An 18,641-nucleotide genomic window follows, 5' to 3' on the forward strand; every position below is an offset into this window, starting at 1 on the left:
GGACTGATCGCGCTCGGCGACTCCGTGGCCGCCCTCTACCCGATCTACGGACACTCCAGCTGGTGCTTGCTGAACAGGATGCGCTGCCACATCTCCGAGGCGAACTCCGCCGACACGGTCTTCGTCGACTTAGTGCCGTCCTCGGTGGTGACCGTGTACGTCAGCGGCACCCACTTGGCGCGCGGTTGCGCATCGCCTGGCAGAACTCCACCGCCCCCAGAACGCTGCTGTCGGCCGAGGTGGACACCACTTCGAGCGCTTCGGTGAGGTCGAGCAGCACCTTGCGGTGGCTCTGAAGTGCTTCCACAGCAGCGGCACGTAGTTGTCGCCGTGGCGGACGGAGACCAACTCATGGTCCTCCGACCTTTCCCGGCGGTACCCCCTCCAGCCACCTCGCCGTCGACCCCAGCAGTCCCAGCTTGTCCAAGTGGAGCAAGTGCTCGCGCAGGTGCGACACCGACGGAGCCTTCGCCGGCCTCTTCAGCTCGTCGCACCGGCTGCGCGAACCGGCAACAGCCCCAGGACGCGGACCCTGTCCACGTCTTCGATCTGGTAGGCGACCATCTCGAAGGACTTCGTGCTGATGCGGACAGCAGGCGGGACCGGCCTGATCGCCGCGCTCCTGCCCAACCGCTTCGAGACCGCCCCGTTTCGCGCTCGCCTGCATCCAGATCGTCCTCATGGCCACCCCCTTCGCCCTCGTCGACGCCGCTTAACCAAGGAGGCGCCGACTATGGCCAGCCCCGCGGTCGTGACACCCGGCCAAGGTCGGCGGAGCCTGGCGCCACTACGTCCCCGGCGAATACGCACAGTGACCGCGAGTCTCCCAACAGTCGAGGAATACGCGACTCCCGATTACGCGAGGTCACCAGTTTTACACCCCTCCACCCTCCGATCTCCCGACCGGCAGCGAACGCAGCTTCAACGCGCCAGGACGTTCGCCGCCCTTCGGCCCACGCACGAGACGCAACAGGCATAAGTCAAGATCCGGACCAGTTCCGGTCCAACCCACCCTTCTTTCTCACCAAATCGACTGTTTCCGCAGGTCAAAGGCCATGTGCCCGACGTACCACCAGTAGACGAAGAACCTGTTGGTGAGCTACTCCCCGAAGAAGCTCGGGTTCTTCTAGAGCTCAAGTCGGCTGCCTGGAGGCTTCATCGAGCTCCAGGCAACCCGACACCTGAGTAGCGCGGATTCACCCGCTGACCCGCTTGTCTGCCAATGAACCTGGCCCCGAGGCCGGCTGACGTTTCCGTCACACGTCTAAGCGGTGCACAGGAGTGCCCCCGGGACGTTCTCAGTTACTTTGTGAGGACTTGACGTCACGACGCCTCAAACAACGACCGCTGAGCGGCCATCAAAAATACACGAGAATGGAAGTGAAAGTCTCGCACATCCCGGGCCAGTTAAGGTTTTGGTGCAGTGTGCTCTGGAAGCCACCGCGCTCGCTTACTCGCACGAGAGCATCACGCCATGTTGACCGAGCCGCACAACTCAATGGTAGCGATGCACCGGTCTGACATGGCCGCTATCAGCCCTCACCACGTCTTTCACCCTGAATAGCCGTAGGCGAGAAGGGGATCAGCGTCCCGTCAACGACGAGGGACCCTGCCGCGTCACCACCATCCCTGACCAGCCCTTCCATCCTTCAGAGGGCCGAAATCGTGCTACTCCAGATTCCCGAGAGCCCCCTGTGACCTCCACCACGATGGCGCGGGAAGCGTCGACCATAGCCGCCACTCCACCCTTGGGCACGATCACGAGATCAGAACATTGGAAGAAAGCTCCACCGCCATACTCGCCGGTCTTCCTCCATCGATTCATCACCGTTTCAATCGCACCGAGGGTCATGAAACTTGCACTCCACCGGCTGCCGTCAGGGAGCCGTAACTCGGCATCAACGTCCTCTACCGTTTCCGCCCGGTCATCAGCGCCGAGCACGAAGAGTGCAGTGAACTCGGGCTCCCTGACGCATGATAGATATCTTCTTCTACGGGTTCGACATGATCAATTTCCATAAATCTGCTTCAATCTCGCTATCACCTTGGACTCGTTGCCCTTGTCCGCCTTGCCGACGATCTGTACGCCGCCGTCGACATTCCTGAAGAATAGTCGGCCACCCTTTCGGCCTCGCGCGTACGTCACGTCTGTGCCGTCCAGCGCCCTACTCCCCTTCCCAGGATTCTTGTTTCCGCGGGGAAGTTGCTCAAACTGTGGAGGTCATCGACGGTGAGGTTGTAGGTACGCGCGTGGCGGTCGTAGCCGCGGAAGAGGACCTCAACGCTCTGGCCCACGTGGCGAGCGGATCCGGCCGGGTCCATACCGGAGTACAGCCAGAAGGAGGTCCCGGCGTGCCGGAGATCGTAGGGCCGCTCGATCGGCTTGGGAGCGAGCTCCGTCCGGGGGCAGTACGTACACTCCTGTGCCCGCGACCACGTCGTACCGTACGCGGCCGCGTCCACGCAGTCGGCCGTCCGCAGCCACGCCGAACCGATTGATGTGCGCTTGGAGCATGCGCACGAACCGCGGCGAGACGGGTACGGGCCGGGTTGCGGTCTCCGTACGGCGCTTCAGCCCCGGGGGTGCCCGTAAGTCGGCGGGGCTCCCAGGTGTCCGAAACTTTTCGGTCACATTGCGGGCCTCGGGCTGCTGAAAACGGAGCCCGCCCTCGACCTGCGGCTCCCGGCGCGTGAGCTGGACCGCGTGCAACTCGCTTGTGGGAAATGGCGATTGATGTCAGCCACGACTACGGCTGGCCGATTCGGCCCCACAGGGGTCGACGCGTCAAACGTGGCCTCCCTAGCTTGCTGAAGGCCGGATCGCACCGTGAGAGTCCGGCAACGGAAGTGCACGGCAGTCACCTCAAGGGGGACCATGCGTAAGGTGAATGCACGTCGGTGCGCCGTCGCCTCGGCGGCCCTCGGCCTCGCGGCCGGGCTGTTCGCGGCGGCGCCGGCGTCCGCGACGGCAGCAGCACCCTCGGCTCAGCGCTCGTCCGGAGACGTGGAGTTCTCCGTCTTCGACAACGGATCCGGAATACCGAGAGGCTCCTCGTTCCGGCTGGCCGACCTCGGCCGACACGGGATTCCGGACTCCGCGGTGAAGCAGCTCGGCGAGGGGAAGGCACCCCGTACCGCCGCGACGAAGAGCGCCACCACACTCAGCGGCCCCGACACCATCGTGGGGCAGTGGAAGGACCGCGACGGCTGGACCGTCTACATGCGGCAGGGGTACTACGACCCGGTCCGGGACAAGGGCTTCGGGCTCACCAAGATCGAACAGAAGCACAACCTCACCATGAAGGCCGTCCGGGCCACCACGCAGTACCCGCGCCCGGGAGCCGCGGGGAAACAGAAGTTCGCCGGCTATCCGGACACCTGGAACTACTTCACCGACGTACTGCACGTGAAGTGCAGCGGCTGGTGGATCTTCCGGACCTGCCGCGTCGACAAGGTCCAGGCCGTCCGCGCGGGCGTAGACTTCAACGCCAAAATCCCGATGCTGCCCAAGGGCGTCATCACCGCCTACTGCGAGGGCGTGCAGGGGCGTTGCCCCGACTGGGTCAAGAACGCCATCAACATCTGATCCACCCGCACCAGGAGGGCCCTCCCGATGAGCCGACACCCCGTCCGGCCGTCCCGCACCCTACCCGCGGCCGAATGGTGGGCGCCGCTCCTCGTCGATCTGGGCGCCGTACAGCGCGGGAGTGCCGGACACGGCCTGTGCGTGGAGAGTGTCGATCTCACCACCGGCTGCGCCCGAGTCACGGTGCGGTGGCCCGGCACCCCCGCCACCGCCCTCCTGCCCGACCCCGAGGCCGGCCGTGACGCGCTCCTGCGGTCGATCGCCGCGGCCGGCCCCGCCCGGCTCGCCGAGGACGACGATCCGACGGAATCAACACCCTCACCGCTCGCCGGCCACGGCTGGCTGCTCGACGAGCTCGGACGGCGGAGCGATGCCTGGTACGCGTACCTCGCCGAACCGGTCGAGCTCCTCCGGGTGTGGACCGACGGCCACCGGACCACACACGTCGCCGTGGGGCGCACCTCGCGCGGCGACGTGGTGGAGGTCCGTGTCCCCGTGGCCGGCCTGGGGGCCGACGGCATGGACGCCGGTCTCGCCTACACCATCGTGGAGCGCGCCGTGACCGTAGCGGAGCGGGACCTCCGCCCGGCGGCCCGGCTAAAGGACCGGCCCGCCTTCTCGACGGGGCTTCCGGGGGAGGACGCGGGGCCAGGCCGTTGGTGAGCTGCTCCCCGAAGAATCTCGGCTTCTTCTAGAGCTCGAAGTCGGCTGCCTGCAGGCTTCAGTCGGGCTCCAGGCAACCCGAAACCCTGGTCACCGCCGCATATGCTGGACCGACCGACAACTGCTCCCAGCAGGGGCACGACGGTCGGGCGGTCCTGTTCCAACTTCGCCCGGTCATCGCGGAGTCCATGGCGGTGGTATGGCGTCGGCCCGCGTGCTCGCGGACTGGCCTGGCTGCCGTGCGTGTTGCTGATCAGGGCCCCGGGGCCGGTGGAGTCGGGCCGGTGGCCGGCGAGGAGTGGAGCCGCGGGGCGGCGGTGATGCTCGCGGAGCCCGGGTTCAGCCGCCGCGGCGCACTCGGGCGGCCTTGCGGGCCTCCGCGAGCTTGCGGGCCTCGGTGGTCTTGCGGGACGGCTTGCCGCCGGAGCCGTTCTTCGTGTCCTTGGTGCTGCCCAGGCCGCGGAACGGGGTGTTGTGGTTCTTGGGGCGTGACACGGTCGGCCCACCGTCGAGAGGCTCGCCGGAGGGGGCCCTGGCGCCGGTGATACGGCTCAGCTCCGCCTCGCCGGACCGCACCTTGGTGACCTTGGGAGCGACGTCGGCGTCCGCCATGACCTGGCTCGTTTCGCGGCGCTGTCCCGACAGGACGAGTGTCACGACGGTCCCGGAGCGGCCGGCCCGGGCCGTGCGGCCCGCGCGGTGCAGGTAGTCCTTCGGGTCGGTGGCCGGGTCGACGTTGACCACGAGGTCGAGGTCGTCGACGTGGAGGCCGCGTGCGGCGACGTTCGTCGCCACGAGCGCCGTGATCTGTCCGTTCTTGAACTGGGCCAGGGTGCGGGTGCGCTGCGGCTGGGACTTCCCGCTGTGCAGGGCGGCGGCGGACACGCCGCTGGCCCGCAGATGCCGCGTGAGCTGGTCGACGCCGTGCTTGGAGTCCAGGAACAGGAGGACGCGGCCGTCCCGGGCGGCGATCTCGGTGGTCACGGCGTACCGGTCGGGGCCGTGCACGACGAAGACGTGGTGCTCGATCGCGGAGACCGCGCTGGACGAGGGGTCCACGGAGTGGACGGCGGCGTCGCGCAGGTAGCCCTGGACCAGTTCGTCGACGTCTCGGTCGAGAGTGGCGGAGAACAGCATCCGCTGCCCGTCGGGACGCACCTGGTCCAGGATCTCGCTGACCTGTGGCAGGAATCCCATGTCGCACATCTGGTCCGCCTCGTCCAGGACCGTGATGCGCACGCGTCCCAGTCGGCAGTCCTTGCGCTCGATGAGGTCGTGCAGTCTGCCGGGGGTGGCGACGACGATCTCGGCGCCGTCCCGCAGCGCGGCGGCCTGTCGTCCGATGGACACTCCGCCCACCACGGTCGCGAGCCGCAGCCGCAGCGCCTCGGCGTACGGGGTGAGCGCCTCGCCGACCTGCTGCGCCAGCTCCCGGGTGGGCACCAGCACGAGTGCCAGCGGCTCCTTGGACTGCGCGCGCCGTCCGGCCGTCCGGGCGAGCATCCCGAGGCCGAAAGCGAGGGTCTTGCCGGATCCCGTGCGGCCCCGGCCCAGGACGTCCCGCCCCGCCAGAACGTTCGGCAGCACCGCCGCCTGGATGGGGAAGGGCTTGGTCACACCCTGCTCGCCGAGCACCCGCAGAACCTCGGCCGGCAGCCCCAGCTCCGCGAAGGAGGCCGCCGTGGGCCGCGCCGGAGTGGCGCCCGACGGCTCGGGCAGACAGTCCTGTCGTCGGACATCGGCACGTACTGATCCGCTGCTCACAGAAAGCCTTCCTCCGAAGAGACCGTACCGAGGAAGGCGCGGCCGAGTCGCGGCCACCAGCCTGGGACACCGCAGGGAGCACCGACACGGCGACGATGCAAACGGGAAAGGCTAGCACGGACCGGTGCCGTCCGGACTGCCGGAGTCCCCGGCCGACGTCGTGTCCGTGGAACAGACGGTGCGGGCGCCCGGCCGCCGGCACGGCGCTCACCCGCCGGGCAGGCTCCGTACGACGTACATCATGTGCTGGAGGTTTCCCGCCCGCAGCCACTCCCTGGGCCCACCCACACCCTCGCCCGTCGAGAGCGGACCGTTCGCGCAGTCACTCAGCCATGCCTCGCCCTCTCCGGCTCCCGCTCCCCGGAACTCGGGCAGTCGAGTTATCCGGCGAGCCGCACCACGGTTGACGGCGATCCTGTCGGGTCCTCGAGTCAGCGTCTTGAACAGCAGGTACGAGCTGGCGGTGGTGTACCGGAGCACACTCCAGGGCGGCCCGCCCTTCCTTCCCGGAGCCGGGTCCTGCCCGAGGGCACTCGGCGGCTGCACGCCGTAGTCGCCATAACGGAGCAGCGGAGCATAGGCCCTGCCCGTCGCACGCACCTCATGCCACATGCGCCACTCCGCCCGGGACCCCTCACACGACCCTCCTTCCAGCATCTCAGCGGTCGCCCGGGGGAAGGCCCCGCCGAGCAGGGCGGCGCTCCGCCAGACCGCCAAGGGCATCAGCGCGTCGAGGGCGCGGAGCGCCTCCTTGCCCGCGTCGGGCCGGTCGTCGAGCACCGCACCCATGTCAAGCAGCAGGTCCACGGGCACCTCCGGACCCGTCCGGGACAGCAGGCCCCGGACATCCTCTCGGTGACGGCCATCCCACTCTCCCGGGACCCGTACTCGGACGCCCAGTCCGCGCCGGCAGCGCCGCGCCGTCTCCACCGCCGCCATCTGCTGAAGCCCGGTCCTCCCCGGTCCGGTGACCGGCCGTAACCGACCCCACTCGCAGTACGCGGACAGCGCCTCGGCCAGGGCGGCGATCTGGGCGTCCTCACCGAAGGGTGCGTCGATCCATCCGCCGTGACGGCTGACGGCACTCACCGGATCAACGTACTTGCCGACGGCCATGGTGAGCGTCTGCGGGGCTGCTCCGGGCAACGGCGGCAGATTCCACAGCGGCCGGATCGCGGCCCGAACGTCCGGCCACAACCGCCCGAAGGCCCCGGTCGCATGCTGCCGAGCCGGCAGAACGGGAATATAGAGCGGTCCGGACATCGCGGCTCCCCCTCGGCACGGTCCGTGCGCATCCCTTCCTGTCAGGTTCGGTTCGCCGCCAAGCACGTGAAAAGAGCGCCATTTCGGCCCGCATGGCCGATGCGTGGGCACCCAGCCCGGCCCGTCAGGCGCCTTTGTCGGGGCTTCCATCCGGTAGAGGACGGGAGCGGTATCGGGTGGGCAGGATCGAGTAGCCGACGGGGCGTGACGTGTCTCGGTGGCGTGGCGGATGAACTGAGCTGCGGGGCTCTCGGGTCCCGGAGGTGCCGAGGGGCGGGTGGGGGGCATCGGGCCGGATCCGGCTCGGCGGCCGCTCCCCAGGGCGACGAAGTCGGGCTCGCCCTCCGCACGACCGGCCGCGTGAGTTCCGATTTCGTGCCCACCGGTCACGAGGGGGCGCGGTCGGAGGGGGGCCAGACGTAGGGCAGGTCGTCGGGGACGTCCGGGAAGAGGGGGGAGTAGATCTCTCGCGCCTTGCGTACCAGCGCCGACTGGTGACTGCGGTGGAAGGCCGGGTCTCCCAGCCAGGGCGGCAGCTCGCCGTCGTCGGCCAGTTCGTCCTGGGGGCGTACGGGGGCGCCGGGGCGGTGCCGGGAGAAGTCGGTGGCCAGGGTGGTGGCGCAGGTGTCGGCGTGTCCCTTCGCCACCCATACCGCGCACACGTCGAGGCCGTAGCGGACCAGGGCTTCCTCGTAGCCGGTCCACATGCGCACCGCGGGGTGGTGCCGCCATCCGTAGCCGGGCACGGTCAGGCCGCGCAGCACCTGGAGCGCCTCCACGCGCTGCTTGCCCAGGCGGGGCGGGTCCAGGACCTCGGCGGACCGGGTGAAGCCGGGGTACGGGAGGAAAGTCTGCACGCGGAATGCCTACCGCACGACGGGCCCGGCTCCGCCTCCTCCCCTTGGGCGCACTTCGTCCGGACCAGGGACACGCCGGGGCATCCGGCCGAGGCGGCCGGCGTGCGCCGGGCACGGAGGCGGCGTGCACGGTGGCGGCATGCACCGGGCACGGAGGCGGTGGGCGCCGGGCACGGAGGCGGTGGGCGGGGACGGCCCGCGCGGCGGCCGAGGGGCAGCCGCGCGGCGGAGCCGTCGAGCACGGCCCGGCGCACGCCTCAGCCGCATCGCCGCCCGCGCCGGGCCGGCGGCGGCCTCGCGGCCCGGCCGGGTGAGGCGCCGGGCACCTGGCGGGCCGGGGTGCCACCCCCGGCGCCAGGACCCGAGGGTCGCGGGCGCCGGGGTCGTCGGCCAGGAGGGCGCCGGGGCCGTCGGCCAGGAGCATTCGCCGCCGCACGGCCCCGCACCTCGGAAGGCCCGCGCCTCAGAAGACCCCCGCCCCGAAGAACTCGCCCCCGCCCCTCCCCTCACACCACGCTGAGCGGATACGCCGCCGTAGCCGAGCGAGGCGGCCAAGCGCACGGGGTCAGGATGCCGAGGACGTAGGCGCGGGCGACGAGGGATGGGCGGGTTGCCGCGCCCAGGAGGTGTCGCAGGCGGCTGAGGTGGTAGTCGACCGTCTGCCGGGACAACTGCAGCGACGTGGCGATGTCGCCGTTACTGCTGCCCTCCGCCAGGAGGGAGAGGATGCGGATCTGTGCGGCGGTGAGCGGCGTGTGTGCCTCGTGGGCGAGGCTCTGGTGGGTCACGACCGCCCAGACGCGCCGGGCCCGGGTGGCGGAGTGGCCGGTCGTCGTCAGGTGGAGCCGCGCGCGGCGCCGCAGCCCGTGGGCGTCCACGAGCACCACGGACGTCTCCACCCGCCTGGTGCGGCGCGCTATCAGGTCGTTCCAGCGCCGGAGCAGCCGGTCGAGGTCCGGTTCCGGTTCCGGGGCGAGCAGGGTGTGCGCGCGGAGGCCGACCAGGTCGTGCGGGCTGAGCCGGAGCAGTCCGGCCGCCGCCGCGCTCGCCTCGACCACGCGCCCGTTCGCCGAGAGCAGCGCGCAGGGCAGGCCGCTGTGGTCGCGCAGGGCCTGCAGGTTCTCCTCGGCCTCCCGCCACCGGGCCGTGGCGCGCAGGTGGTCGGTGACGTCCACGTAGATGCCGGCGACGCAGGTCTGCGCGTTCTCCCGGACGGGGAAGCGGTGGCCCACCGCCCGGCCCGTGGTGCCGTCCCGGCGCCGGTAGCCGAGGGTGTGGCGCACCGGTGTGCCCCGGCTGAGGATCTCCTGGTCGAGGGTGCGGAACCGGTCGGCGTCGGCGGGCTCGTCGAGGTCCTCTATGTACTTGCCGACGACCTCGTCCGGGACGGTGCCGTAGAGGTGCCCGTAGGCGTGGTTGGCCCACAGGTAGCGGCCGTCGCCGTCCCGTATGAAGGCGGCGGCGGGGGCGAGGTCCACCAGGTCCGCGAAGGCCGCGTCCTCGCGCGGGGCCTCGGCGCGGGGGGTGCCGGCCTCCACGGCGAGGCCGTGCGTACGGCCGTGGTCCGCGCTCTCGTCCGGGAGCCGGGTGACGTCGAAGGTGCGGCCCTCGAACCGGACGCGCCGGCGGCCGTCCCGCGGTGCGTGCGCCGGGTCGGGGAGTTCCCGGAGCAGCCGGTCCAGGAAGCGGTGTGCCGTGCCCGTGTCGGTGAAGGCGCCGCCTCCCTGGTCCAGCACCCGTCCTGTCTCGTCGGCTTCCCACCAGAACGCGGGAAGGTGCTCGAGCAGCGTTTTGAGCCGGGAATCGTCCACTGCGGTCTCCGTCCGTATATGACTGGCTGACGCTCAGTCACACAACGTCGGATGACCCGGCCCCGCTCCGCGCACGCCCGGTTCTCGGCCGGATACCGCTGTGGCGGGAGCGACGGAGGAAACCACAGGCGCCCCGGGACTCAGGCGAATGCCAGAGTTCCGGGGTTCCGCATGGGCGTCGCGGACGTCCGGAGCCTGGTCCCCTTGAGTGAGCGGGTGAACACGCCCCGCCACGCGCCCCGCCACGCGGGCCGCGGAGCCCTCGGAACCACCACGCGTTCCCCCGCGTACGGCGATCCGCCGAAACCGGACGATTGGAGACGAACTTCAGTGAGCAAGGTGCTGTTAGTGCATGCCAAGGGTGGTCCGCCGCTCGGCCACGTCCTCTCCCGGACGGCCGCGAGGGCGGAAGTGCACCTGCTGGCGCTCAGCGCTCTTCCTCCCGCCGTGGCGGGCTCCGCCCGCAGACTGTGCGCCTCGGTCGTGACACCGGCCGACGAGCACCGCCCCGACCTGGTGTCCCTGATCGTCGCGCGGGCCGAGGCCGTCGGCGCGGACGCGGTGCTCACCTTCTCCGAGTACGCGGTCGTGGCCGTCGCCGAGGCATGCGAGGCGCTCGGCCTCAAGGGGGCGGGCAGCGCCGCCGCGCTCGCTCGCGACAAGCGGCTGATGCGCCGCACCTGGCGGCAACACGGTTTGCCGCAGCCGGAGTTCCGTCCCGTGGACACCGAGGCCGACCTGCACGCGGCGGCGCGCGCCCTGCCGGGACCGCTGCTGCTGAAGGCGGCCTGGAGCGCCGGGTCCACCGCGCACCGGATCATCCGCTCCCCGCACGAGGTGCCGGCCGCCTGGGCCCGCTCCCGTGCCGTGATGGCCGAATCCGCCCAACTGGGCTACGCGGAGCTGCATGTGGCCGAGGCCGACGCGCACTACGTGGTCGAGCAGATCGTCACCGGCACCGCGTCGGGCTGGTTCGACGAGCCGGGCTGGGGCGACTACGTCAGCGTCGAGGGCGTCGTGACGGACGGCACCTTCCGCCCGGTGTGCCTCAGCGGGCGGATGCCCACGGTCGAGCCGTTCACCGAACGCGCGAGCATCACCCCCGCCCTGCTGCCCGAGGACGCCCAGGACCGGATCGTGGACCTGGCCCGCCGCGCGGTCGACGCCCTCGGCCTGCGCGACTGCGGGACCCACACCGAGATCAAGCTCGGCGCCGACGGCAGGATGTGGCTGATCGAGACGGCCGCCCGGTTCGGCGGCGCGATGACCGTGCCGCAGATCGAGGAGGTCTTCGGGCTCGACCTGGTCGGCATGCTCGTCGACCACCTCCTCGGGCGTCCGGCCGCGTGGCCCGAGCGGGCCCTCACCCCGGCGCGGGCGCGCGGCGCGGCGGGCTCCCTCGTCGTGCTCGCGGTCGACGGCCGCGGCCGGGCCTGGCCGGACCGCAGGCTCTGGGACTTCCGGGCCGTCTCGGCGGACGTCCCCCTCAGCCGGGGCAGCCGCCTGTCGGTGGTCGCGGAGAGTTCACTCGCCGACGGCGAGGTCGTGCCGGTGTACGACCCGGCCGCCGGCGCCAACACCATGGCGGCCCTGTGCCTGCTCTCCGCCACCGACGCGCGGACCGTGCTCCGCGACTTCGAGACCGTGGTGGACGCCCTGCCCCGGGTGCTGCCCGCCGCTCAGCCCCAGGAGGTTTCGGCATGACCCAGCTGCTCACCGGTGCCGCCGAACCGGCCACCGACCGCACGGTCGTCGGCGAGAACCTCTCCCTGCCGCTCTTCCGTACGCTCTCCGGCGTCCTGGCCGGACACCCGTACCTCAAGGTCGTCGTCGACCGCGCCGAGAACACCTGGCACCTGCTCGACACCGCCGCGCACCCCTTCCACGTGAACTACATCGCCACCCGCGTCCTGGGCATGGACCTGACCGCGCTCGACGCGGACCTCGACGCCTTCAACGCGTCCGTCTACACGGACCCCGGGCGCCGCTTCCTGCTCGGCGTGCTGTCCCTGCACACCGACGAGGACGCGGACGGCCGCGAACGCACGTTCCTGGTCCTGGAGACGACCGAGGCCGACACCATGCACGGCGAACTCCTCGCGCACTTCTACGAGTTCGTCCGCGCACGGGTCGACGGAAGGCTTCCGCTGCTCCTCAAGCCCGCCAACCACGGACAGGAGGAGGAGCTGGCGGCGATCAGCGAACAGCGCGTGCCGCGCATCCTCAGCCACGAGCTCTTCGGCTCCCGGACCCGCACACCGCTCAACCCCGGCGAGGCCACCGGACAGCTGCGGTACTTCCGCACCCACGACGAGTACACGGCGTACGCGACGGAGACCGGGCTCGGCTGGGCGGACATCGTGGCCATGCCGTGCCTGCCGGACGACGTCCCCCGGGTCGCCGGCTTCCTCAACACCGCACCGATCACCCCGCTCTCGCACACCAACGTCCTCGCCTCCGGCTGGGGCATACCCAACGCGATCGTGCGCGACCTGGAACAGCTCGTCGAGAAGGACGGCCTGGACGGCGCGTGGGTCCGCTACCGGGTCCGCGAGGACGGGATCACCCTCGAACGGCTCGGCCACGAACCCGACCTGCGGCCCCCGGCGTGGCACCGGCAGCGCATCCGCCTCGACCCGCCGCTGCTCGAAGACGTCCCCGTGCTGGCCCTGCACCGGCTGCGCGGCGCCGACCGCGACCGCTACGGCACCAAGGCGGCCAACCTCGGCGAGCTGCACCACGTGCTCGACAGCCGCACGGCCGACCTGACCGCCTTCTACGGGCGGCCCCGCCCGCCGCGCGAGGACCTCTACGGGCACCTCGCGGCCCGCCTCGGCCTGCACGCCCCCTCCCTCCCCGAACTGCGCTCCGCCGCCGCCGACTTCGTGGCCGCGACGGTCGGCGCCCCCGAGGGCGTCGCGCTGCCCTTCGCGCTCCAGCAGCACTTCCTGGCCTCCTCCCCCGCCATCCAGCAGGGCATCGGCAAGCTCAAGATGGCCCTCGAACTCGACGCCGGCGACGTCCTGGACTCGCTCTGCCTGCAGCTCCAGCACCTGATCCGGCACACGCCCGTCCCCGAGCCGGTCGCCCGGCAGATCGGCCAGGCCCTGCCCGCCACCGCCGGCTCCCGGGGCCGCCTGGTGGTGCGCTCCTCGTCCAACGCCGAGGACCTCCCGGGGTTCTCCGCGGCGGGCGTCTACGACTCCGTCACCACCGCCCGCGGAACCGGCGAACTCCTCGACGCCGTCCGCCAGGTGTGGGCCTCGCTGCTCTCGCCGCGCGGCGTGCGCCTCCGCCACCAGGTCGGCATCTCCCTCGACGACACCTACATGGGCGTCATCGTCCAGGAGTACGTCCCCGCCTCGCTCGGCGGCGTCCTGGTGACCTGCGATCCGACCCGCCGCCAGGACTTCCGCAACGTCTACCTCAACTGCTTCCCCGGCTCCCCGGAGCAGGTGGTCGAGGGTTCGGTCCTGCCGCAGCAGTACCTGTACAACACCGTGGAGGGCGGCGGCCGTACCGTCTCCCTGGGCTCCCGGGGCGACGAGCTCTCCGCCGCCACCCGCGCCCGGCTCGCCGACCTGAGCCTGGCCGGGCGGCTCCTGCAGTCCCACTTCAGCGCGTCCGACGTGGACCGGCCGCTGGACATCGAGTGGCTGATGACCGACCGGGGCGACTTCCGGCTGGTCCAGATCCGCCCGTACGCGCTGTGAGGGCGGGTACCGGCCGACGGGCGGCGGGCACCGGCCTCACCGCCACCGCCCGTCGGATCATCCGGCTCAACTACGGCTTCCAGCTGCTGTTCAACCTGCTGTGGTGGATGCCGGTGTTCTACGCCTACCAGAAGGCGGCCGGGCTCTCGGACGGGCAGATCTTCGGCATCCAGAGCGTCTACTACGTGGCCTTCTGCCTGTTCGAGATCCCGACGGGCCTGATCGCCGACCGGATCGGCACCCGCAACTGTCTGCTCGCCGGCGCGGTGGTGATGACCGCGGCGAACCTGGCTCCGGTCGTCAGCGCCTCCTACACCGGCTTCCTCGTCCACTTCCTGGCCATCGCCGCGGGCCGTTCCCTCACCTCGGGGGCGGCCAGCGCCTACCTGTACGACGGTCTGCGCGCCGAGAAGTGCGACGAGCACTACCTGAGGGCGGAGGGCACCGCGCGGGCGCTGGGCCTCGTGGCGAAGGTCGTGTGCTGGCCGCTGGTCGGGCCCCTGATGGCCGTGGCGCATCCGGCCCCGTACGTGCTCAGCGCCGCGAGCGCGGCGGGCTCCCTCGCCTGCGCCGTCGCCCTGCCCCGGCTCGCCGGGACAGGCGGCGGTACGGGGAGGGCGGGCGCGGGGAGCGGGGGCGGCGCGTTCCTGCGGGACGCGGGCGCCGCGCTGCGCTGTGTCGCCTCCTCGCCGTGGCTGGCCCTGCTGATGGTGCAGGGCGTGGCGGTCTTCACGCTGTCCCGGATCTGCCAGGTCAACCTCTTCCAGCCGATCCTGCTGGACCACGGCATCGCGGAGGCCTCGCACGGCAGTGTGATGGCGGCGATGACGGTGGCGGAGGCGGTGGCGTCGGCCCGTCCGCAGTGGCTGAGCCGCCGCCTGTCACCGGTCGGCTGGGTCTCGGTCCTCAGTCTCGCGCTGGCGGGCAGCCTGGCGGGCATGACGCTCGGCGGGCCGTGGGCCGTCGTCGCGCTGCTCTGCCTGTTCGCCGCCGCGACCGGCTTCGCGTATCCCGTGCAGCGCAAGCTGGTGAACGACGCGGTGCCCGCGGACGCCCCGCGCGCCACGCTGCTCTCGGTCGAGAGCATCGTGGACCGCGCGGTGTGCGCCCTGGCCGCGATCGCCGTGGGCGCCTATCTCGCCGCCGGACGCCTGGACGCCCTGCTGTGGCACAGCGCGCTCGCCACGGCGGTGCTGCTCGGGGTCCTCCAGCTGCTGCTGCGCGGCGGGGCGGTCAGGAGGGAGCGGGCCGGCCGAGGCGTTCGACCAGCCGGACCGGAAGGAACTCCGGCCGGTGCGGCCGGCCCACCTGGTACGGCACGAAGCCGAGCGAGGAGGCCGCTCTGACCTCCTCGGCCGTCTCCGCCTGGTAGACGACGCGGCAGCGGCCCGAGCCGGCCTTCGCCCGTCGCCAAAGGGCGGGGGCCGGTTTGCGTTCCGCCTCGGTACGCGGAGTGAGGACGCGGTCGCCGAAGTCCTTCCAGGCGAAGGGCGTGGGCCCCCGCCACGTGGCGTCGACCTCCTTCCGCAGCCGGGCGGCGCGCTCGGCGTCGGTCGTGCCCCAGGAGGGCGGCACATTGGTGATCAGGCCGACGGGGACGCGGCGTTCGCGCAGGGCGCGCAGGTAGGAGGCCGCGCCGGGTCGGTAGCCGGTGCTGCCGTCGGCGGCGGTGTGCACGAGGGTCTCGCCCAGGTCGAAGTACACGACGGGGCAGGCCCGTTCCCGCGCGGCGGCGGCCGTTCCCGGTTCGCCGCTCGCGTCCCGGGGCAGCGCCGCGCTCGCCGTGGCGCCGAGCACGGCCCACACCAGAGCCGCGCCCAGCGCGAGGCCCGTCCGCGCGGAGCCCTTGGAGGCGGATCCGTTCATCCGTCGTCGTCCTTCCCTCGTGCGCACCGGTTCACCGCGCTCTACCCGCGCGCGCCGCGTGTCACCCCCATTTCGCCGGGTCTTCCTCGGAGAGCACCGCGTCGGCGGGCGCGGACGCGAGGGGCCGGCGCCTTCCCTCGTCCTCCAACTGCCGTAGCGGACGCCGGAGTCGGGCTTGGCGGGACAGGGCGCGGTCGACGATGTGCTCGAACAGCGCCGCGTCGATCGTCGCCGGCGTGGCCTGGCGGGCGGGGGCGGTGCCCGCGGTGGCGAAGACGACGTCGAGTCCTCCGAAGCGGTGCACGGCGCGGGCCACCGCCTCGTCCAGGGCCGCCTGTTCGGTGACGTCCGCCGTCAGCGGCAGTGCTCGTTCCGGTCCGAGCCGTCGCGCCGGCGCCGACAGGGAGGAGGTGGCGCGGCCCAGCAGGACGGCGTCGGCTCCGCGCGCGTGCGGCGCGTGGGCGCAGGCGGCCCCGATGCCGCCGGTCGCGCCGGTGACGAGGACCGTTCTGCCGGTGAGGCGGTACCTGGCCATGTCCCGCTTTCCTGTGAAGGGGGTCGCCTACTCGGGGACCGGCGATCCGTCGGCCGCGGGTGCCGTGCGCCGGCGCGGCGCCGGTGACCACCAGTTCGCGCGGCCCGCCAGCCGCATCACCGCCGGGACGAGCAGGCTCCGCACGACGGTGGCGTCGAGGAGGACGATCGCGGCGATCGTCGCGCCGAGGATCACCAGGAGGCTGACCCGGGCCGCGATCAGCGCCCCCATGCTCACGGCGACCACCAGGGCGGCGGCAGTGAACAGCCGGCCGGTGTGCTCGATGCCGAACACGATGGAGGCGGTGTTCCGCCGGGTGCGCCGCCACTCCTCCGCCATGCGCGCGACGAGGAAGACCTCGTAGTCCACGCAGAGGCCGAAGGCCAGGGCGGCGGCCAGCAGCGGCATGGTGATCTCCAGCGTGTCCCCGCCCCCGCCGGCCGGGGGGCCGAGGAGGTGCGTCCGCTGGAAGAGCAGCACCATCAGCCCGACCGCCGCCCCGATGCTGAGGCCGCCCAGGACCGCGGCCTTCACCGCGACGAGGGGGCTGCGGGTGAGGAGCAGGAGCATGACGAAGACACCGCTGAGCATCAGTGCCGCCCACCAGCCGAGGGCTCCCGTCACGGCCCGCTCGGTGTCGGCGAGGTGCACGGCGGCGCCCGCGACCTCGGCCGGTCCCGGTGCGGAGGTGCCGCGGACGGCCTCGACCAGGGCGGCGGTGCGCGGTGATTGAGGGGCGTCCGCGGCGAACACCACGACCAGCGTGCCGTGCCGCCCGCCCGCGTCGACCTGCCGTGGGGCGGTGAGCCGCCCGCCGGCGTAGTCCCCGGCCTCGGTGCTCACCCGGGCCGCGCCGGGCAGCGCCGCCAGGCGCCGGGCGTAGGCGTCCAGCCGGGCCGCGCCGGTCACCGGGTCCGTCCGCGGCAGCACCACCGTCAACTGCCGTTCGGGGACGTGGGCGAAGTCCGCCCGGACGGCTTCCGCGGTGGACCGGGCCTCGGCGTGCCGAGGCAGGATGGTCTCGTCCATCAGCGCGGGCCGCAGCCCGACGACGGGTGCCGCCAGCCCCAGCAACAGGGCGGCCCCGGCCAGCGCCCACGGCAGGGGCCGCCTGGTCACCGTCACGGCGACCCGCCGCCAGAAGGGGCTGCCCGACGGGTCGGCGGCGCGGGGGCGCCAGGGCAGGCGGAAGGGCGGCCTCGCGTCGTCGAGCCGGCTCCCCAGGGCCGCCACCAGGGCGGGGATCAGGAACAGGGTGCCGGCCGCGCAGAACCCCACGACGACGAGCGAGGCGATCGCCAGCGACCGGATCAGCCCCAGCGGGAAGACGAGGAGCGACGCCATGCACCACGCCATCGTCAGGGCGCAGAAGGCCACGGCGCGGCCGGTGGTGGACATCGCCCGCCCGATGGCCGCCTCCGCGTCCAGCCCCCGGGCGCGCTCCTCCCGGTACCGGGCGAGAGTGAACAGGGCGTAGTCGACGGCCAGTCCGAAGCCGAGGGCGCAGCTGAGGTTGACGGCGAAGACCGAGACCGGCGTCAGCCGGGTCACCGCCGCCAGCAGGGCCAGGGCCCCCGACGCCGCGGTCAGGCCGATGCCCAGGGGGACGAGCGTGGCGGTCAGGGAACCGAAGGCCAGCGCCAGGACGGCGAACGCCGCCGGCAGGGCGAACAGCTCCGACCGCAGCAGGTCCCGCTTCGCCTGGTCGGTGGCGGACACGTTGACCCAGGCGGGACCGCTCACCGACAGTTCGAGCCCGGAGGCGGCGGCCCGCAGGGCCGGGACGAGAGTCCGGGCGGTACGGGCGGTCTCGGACTCACCCCCCTTGAGGTCGACGCGCAGCAGCGCGCCCCGGCCGTCGGTGGAACGGAGCGGTTCCTGCCCCGTGTTCCAGTACGACAGCGCGGACGCGACCCCCGGGGTCCGCGCGGCCAGTTCGGTCATCCGCCGGCCCCGCTCCGCCACCTCGGGCGCGTCGACCGGGCGCCCGGAACGGGCGTACACGACGAGGTCCGGTGTGCCCGCCCCCAGCCGTTCGGCGGCCCGCTCGGCCCGCTGCGCGGCCGTGCCGTCGGCGATGACGCCGCCGTTGGACCACCGGTCGCCCGCGCTCAGCCCCACGAGGGCGCAGAGCAGGAACAGGCAGGCCGCCGAGCCGAGTACGAGCCTGCAGTGCCGGTACGCCCACCGTGCCACCGCGCCCGGCACGTCGGTCCGCTCCTTGGCGGCGGTTGGGGGTGCCACCCGGCGGTGGCGGCCCGAGGGGACGGCGGGACCGAGGGGGTCGCGTCGGCGCAGCGCGAGGCGCGCGGCGAGGCGGCGCGCCGCGGGCGGCTCGTCCGCCGTGAGCGTGTCGCTTCCGGTCTTCTTGTCGGCCATTGACTGAACCATTCCTTTGAGCGGCCACAGGCCGGGTGCGTTCGGTTTCCGGGGGGACGTGTTCCGGCCGATCCGGCGAGCGGCGATTCCGCGGGGCGCGTCGGACAGGCACGGGGGAAGGCGGGCGACGCCGGACGGCACACCGCCGCGACCTCGCCGTGAACGAGGGAGCCCGTCCCGACGACGACCGTCTGGGAAGCGCTC

Annotated in this window: 13 protein-coding genes; 5 read left to right on the plus strand and 8 right to left on the minus strand. The window is 72.3% G+C overall.

The window, feature by feature from the left end; genetic code table 11:
• Positions 1–160: 160 nt before the first annotated feature.
• Positions 161–307 (minus strand): hypothetical protein, encoded by a 147-nt coding sequence (locus tag J7W19_RS04565; protein WP_158688805.1) that lies wholly within the window; start codon positions 305–307, stop codon positions 161–163.
• Between the two features lie 2,577 nt (positions 308–2,884).
• On the opposite strand from J7W19_RS04565, the gene J7W19_RS04570 reads away from it, so the two are divergent.
• The gene (locus tag J7W19_RS04570) at positions 2,885–3,586 is read left to right on the plus strand and encodes a hypothetical protein (RefSeq protein ID WP_152265501.1); all 702 of its coding nucleotides are present in this window, start codon (positions 2,885–2,887) and stop codon (positions 3,584–3,586) included.
• Between the two features lie 27 nt (positions 3,587–3,613).
• Positions 3,614–4,249, plus strand: a complete 636-nt coding sequence (locus J7W19_RS04575; protein ID WP_004949678.1) for a hypothetical protein — start codon at positions 3,614–3,616, stop codon at positions 4,247–4,249.
• Positions 4,250–4,588: 339 nt separating this feature from the next.
• On the opposite strand, the gene J7W19_RS04580 is transcribed toward J7W19_RS04575, so the two are convergent.
• The 4 genes from J7W19_RS04580 to J7W19_RS04595 form a co-directional block, all read right to left on the minus strand.
• Positions 4,589–5,968, minus strand: a complete 1,380-nt coding sequence (locus J7W19_RS04580) for a DEAD/DEAH box helicase (protein WP_051072677.1) — start codon at positions 5,966–5,968, stop codon at positions 4,589–4,591.
• A gap of 252 nt (positions 5,969–6,220) precedes the next feature.
• On the minus strand, positions 6,221–7,276 hold the full coding sequence (locus J7W19_RS04585) for a beta family protein (RefSeq protein WP_004949674.1): 1,056 nt from the start codon (positions 7,274–7,276) through the stop codon (positions 6,221–6,223).
• Positions 7,277–7,662: 386 nt separating this feature from the next.
• Positions 7,663–8,133: an MSMEG_6728 family protein gene (locus J7W19_RS04590; protein ID WP_004949670.1), complete on the minus strand. Its 471-nt coding sequence runs from the start codon at positions 8,131–8,133 to the stop codon at positions 7,663–7,665.
• A 506-nt stretch (positions 8,134–8,639) separates the two neighbouring features.
• Positions 8,640–9,944, minus strand: a complete 1,305-nt coding sequence (locus tag J7W19_RS04595) for a PAS domain S-box protein (protein WP_004949668.1) — start codon at positions 9,942–9,944, stop codon at positions 8,640–8,642.
• A gap of 339 nt (positions 9,945–10,283) precedes the next feature.
• Here J7W19_RS04595 and J7W19_RS04600 point away from each other — a divergent pair, with 339 nt between their 5' ends.
• The 3 genes from J7W19_RS04600 to J7W19_RS04610 are packed head-to-tail and all read left to right on the plus strand — an operon-like array spanning position 10,284 to position 15,003.
• Entirely contained in the window at positions 10,284–11,648 is a 1,365-nt protein-coding gene (locus J7W19_RS04600) for an ATP-grasp domain-containing protein (RefSeq protein WP_411848824.1), read from the plus strand.
• On the plus strand, positions 11,645–13,657 hold the full coding sequence (locus tag J7W19_RS04605) for a PEP/pyruvate-binding domain-containing protein (protein WP_004949661.1): 2,013 nt from the start codon (positions 11,645–11,647) through the stop codon (positions 13,655–13,657). The genes J7W19_RS04600 and J7W19_RS04605 overlap by 4 nt, the downstream gene beginning before the upstream one ends.
• Positions 13,654–15,003, plus strand: coding sequence for an MFS transporter (locus tag J7W19_RS04610; protein ID WP_004949657.1), 1,350 nt, complete (start codon positions 13,654–13,656; stop codon positions 15,001–15,003). Before J7W19_RS04605 ends, J7W19_RS04610 begins: the two co-directional genes overlap by 4 nt.
• Here the strand turns inward: J7W19_RS04610 and J7W19_RS04615 are convergent.
• The 3 genes from J7W19_RS04615 to J7W19_RS04625 form a co-directional block, all read right to left on the minus strand.
• Positions 14,891–15,523, minus strand: a complete 633-nt coding sequence (locus J7W19_RS04615; RefSeq protein ID WP_004949654.1) for an HAD family hydrolase — start codon at positions 15,521–15,523, stop codon at positions 14,891–14,893. The genes J7W19_RS04610 and J7W19_RS04615 overlap by 113 nt on opposite strands.
• A gap of 61 nt (positions 15,524–15,584) precedes the next feature.
• A complete protein-coding gene (locus J7W19_RS04620; RefSeq protein ID WP_004949651.1) occupies positions 15,585–16,058 on the minus strand; it encodes an SDR family NAD(P)-dependent oxidoreductase in 474 nt (157 codons plus the stop codon).
• Positions 16,059–16,085: 27 nt separating this feature from the next.
• Positions 16,086–18,437, minus strand: coding sequence for an MMPL family transporter (locus J7W19_RS04625; RefSeq protein ID WP_004949648.1), 2,352 nt, complete (start codon positions 18,435–18,437; stop codon positions 16,086–16,088).
• Positions 18,438–18,641 lie beyond the last annotated feature (204 nt).

Source organism: Streptomyces mobaraensis NBRC 13819 = DSM 40847, assembly GCF_017916255.1.
Classification (GTDB): Bacteria; Actinomycetota; Actinomycetes; order Streptomycetales; family Streptomycetaceae; genus Streptomyces; species Streptomyces mobaraensis.

Coding starts and splice junctions, on each gene's coding strand:
- J7W19_RS04625 (WP_004949648.1), bottom strand. CDS start 18,437: ATGGCCGACAAGAAGACCGGAAGCGACACGCTCACGGCGGACGAGCCG.
- J7W19_RS04585 (WP_004949674.1), bottom strand. CDS start 7,276: ATGTCCGGACCGCTCTATATTCCCGTTCTGCCGGCTCGGCAGCATGCG.
- J7W19_RS04615 (WP_004949654.1), bottom strand. CDS start 15,523: ATGAACGGATCCGCCTCCAAGGGCTCCGCGCGGACGGGCCTCGCGCTG.
- J7W19_RS04575 (WP_004949678.1), top strand. CDS start 3,614: ATGAGCCGACACCCCGTCCGGCCGTCCCGCACCCTACCCGCGGCCGAA.
- J7W19_RS04605 (WP_004949661.1), top strand. CDS start 11,645: ATGACCCAGCTGCTCACCGGTGCCGCCGAACCGGCCACCGACCGCACG.
- J7W19_RS04620 (WP_004949651.1), bottom strand. CDS start 16,058: ATGGCCAGGTACCGCCTCACCGGCAGAACGGTCCTCGTCACCGGCGCG.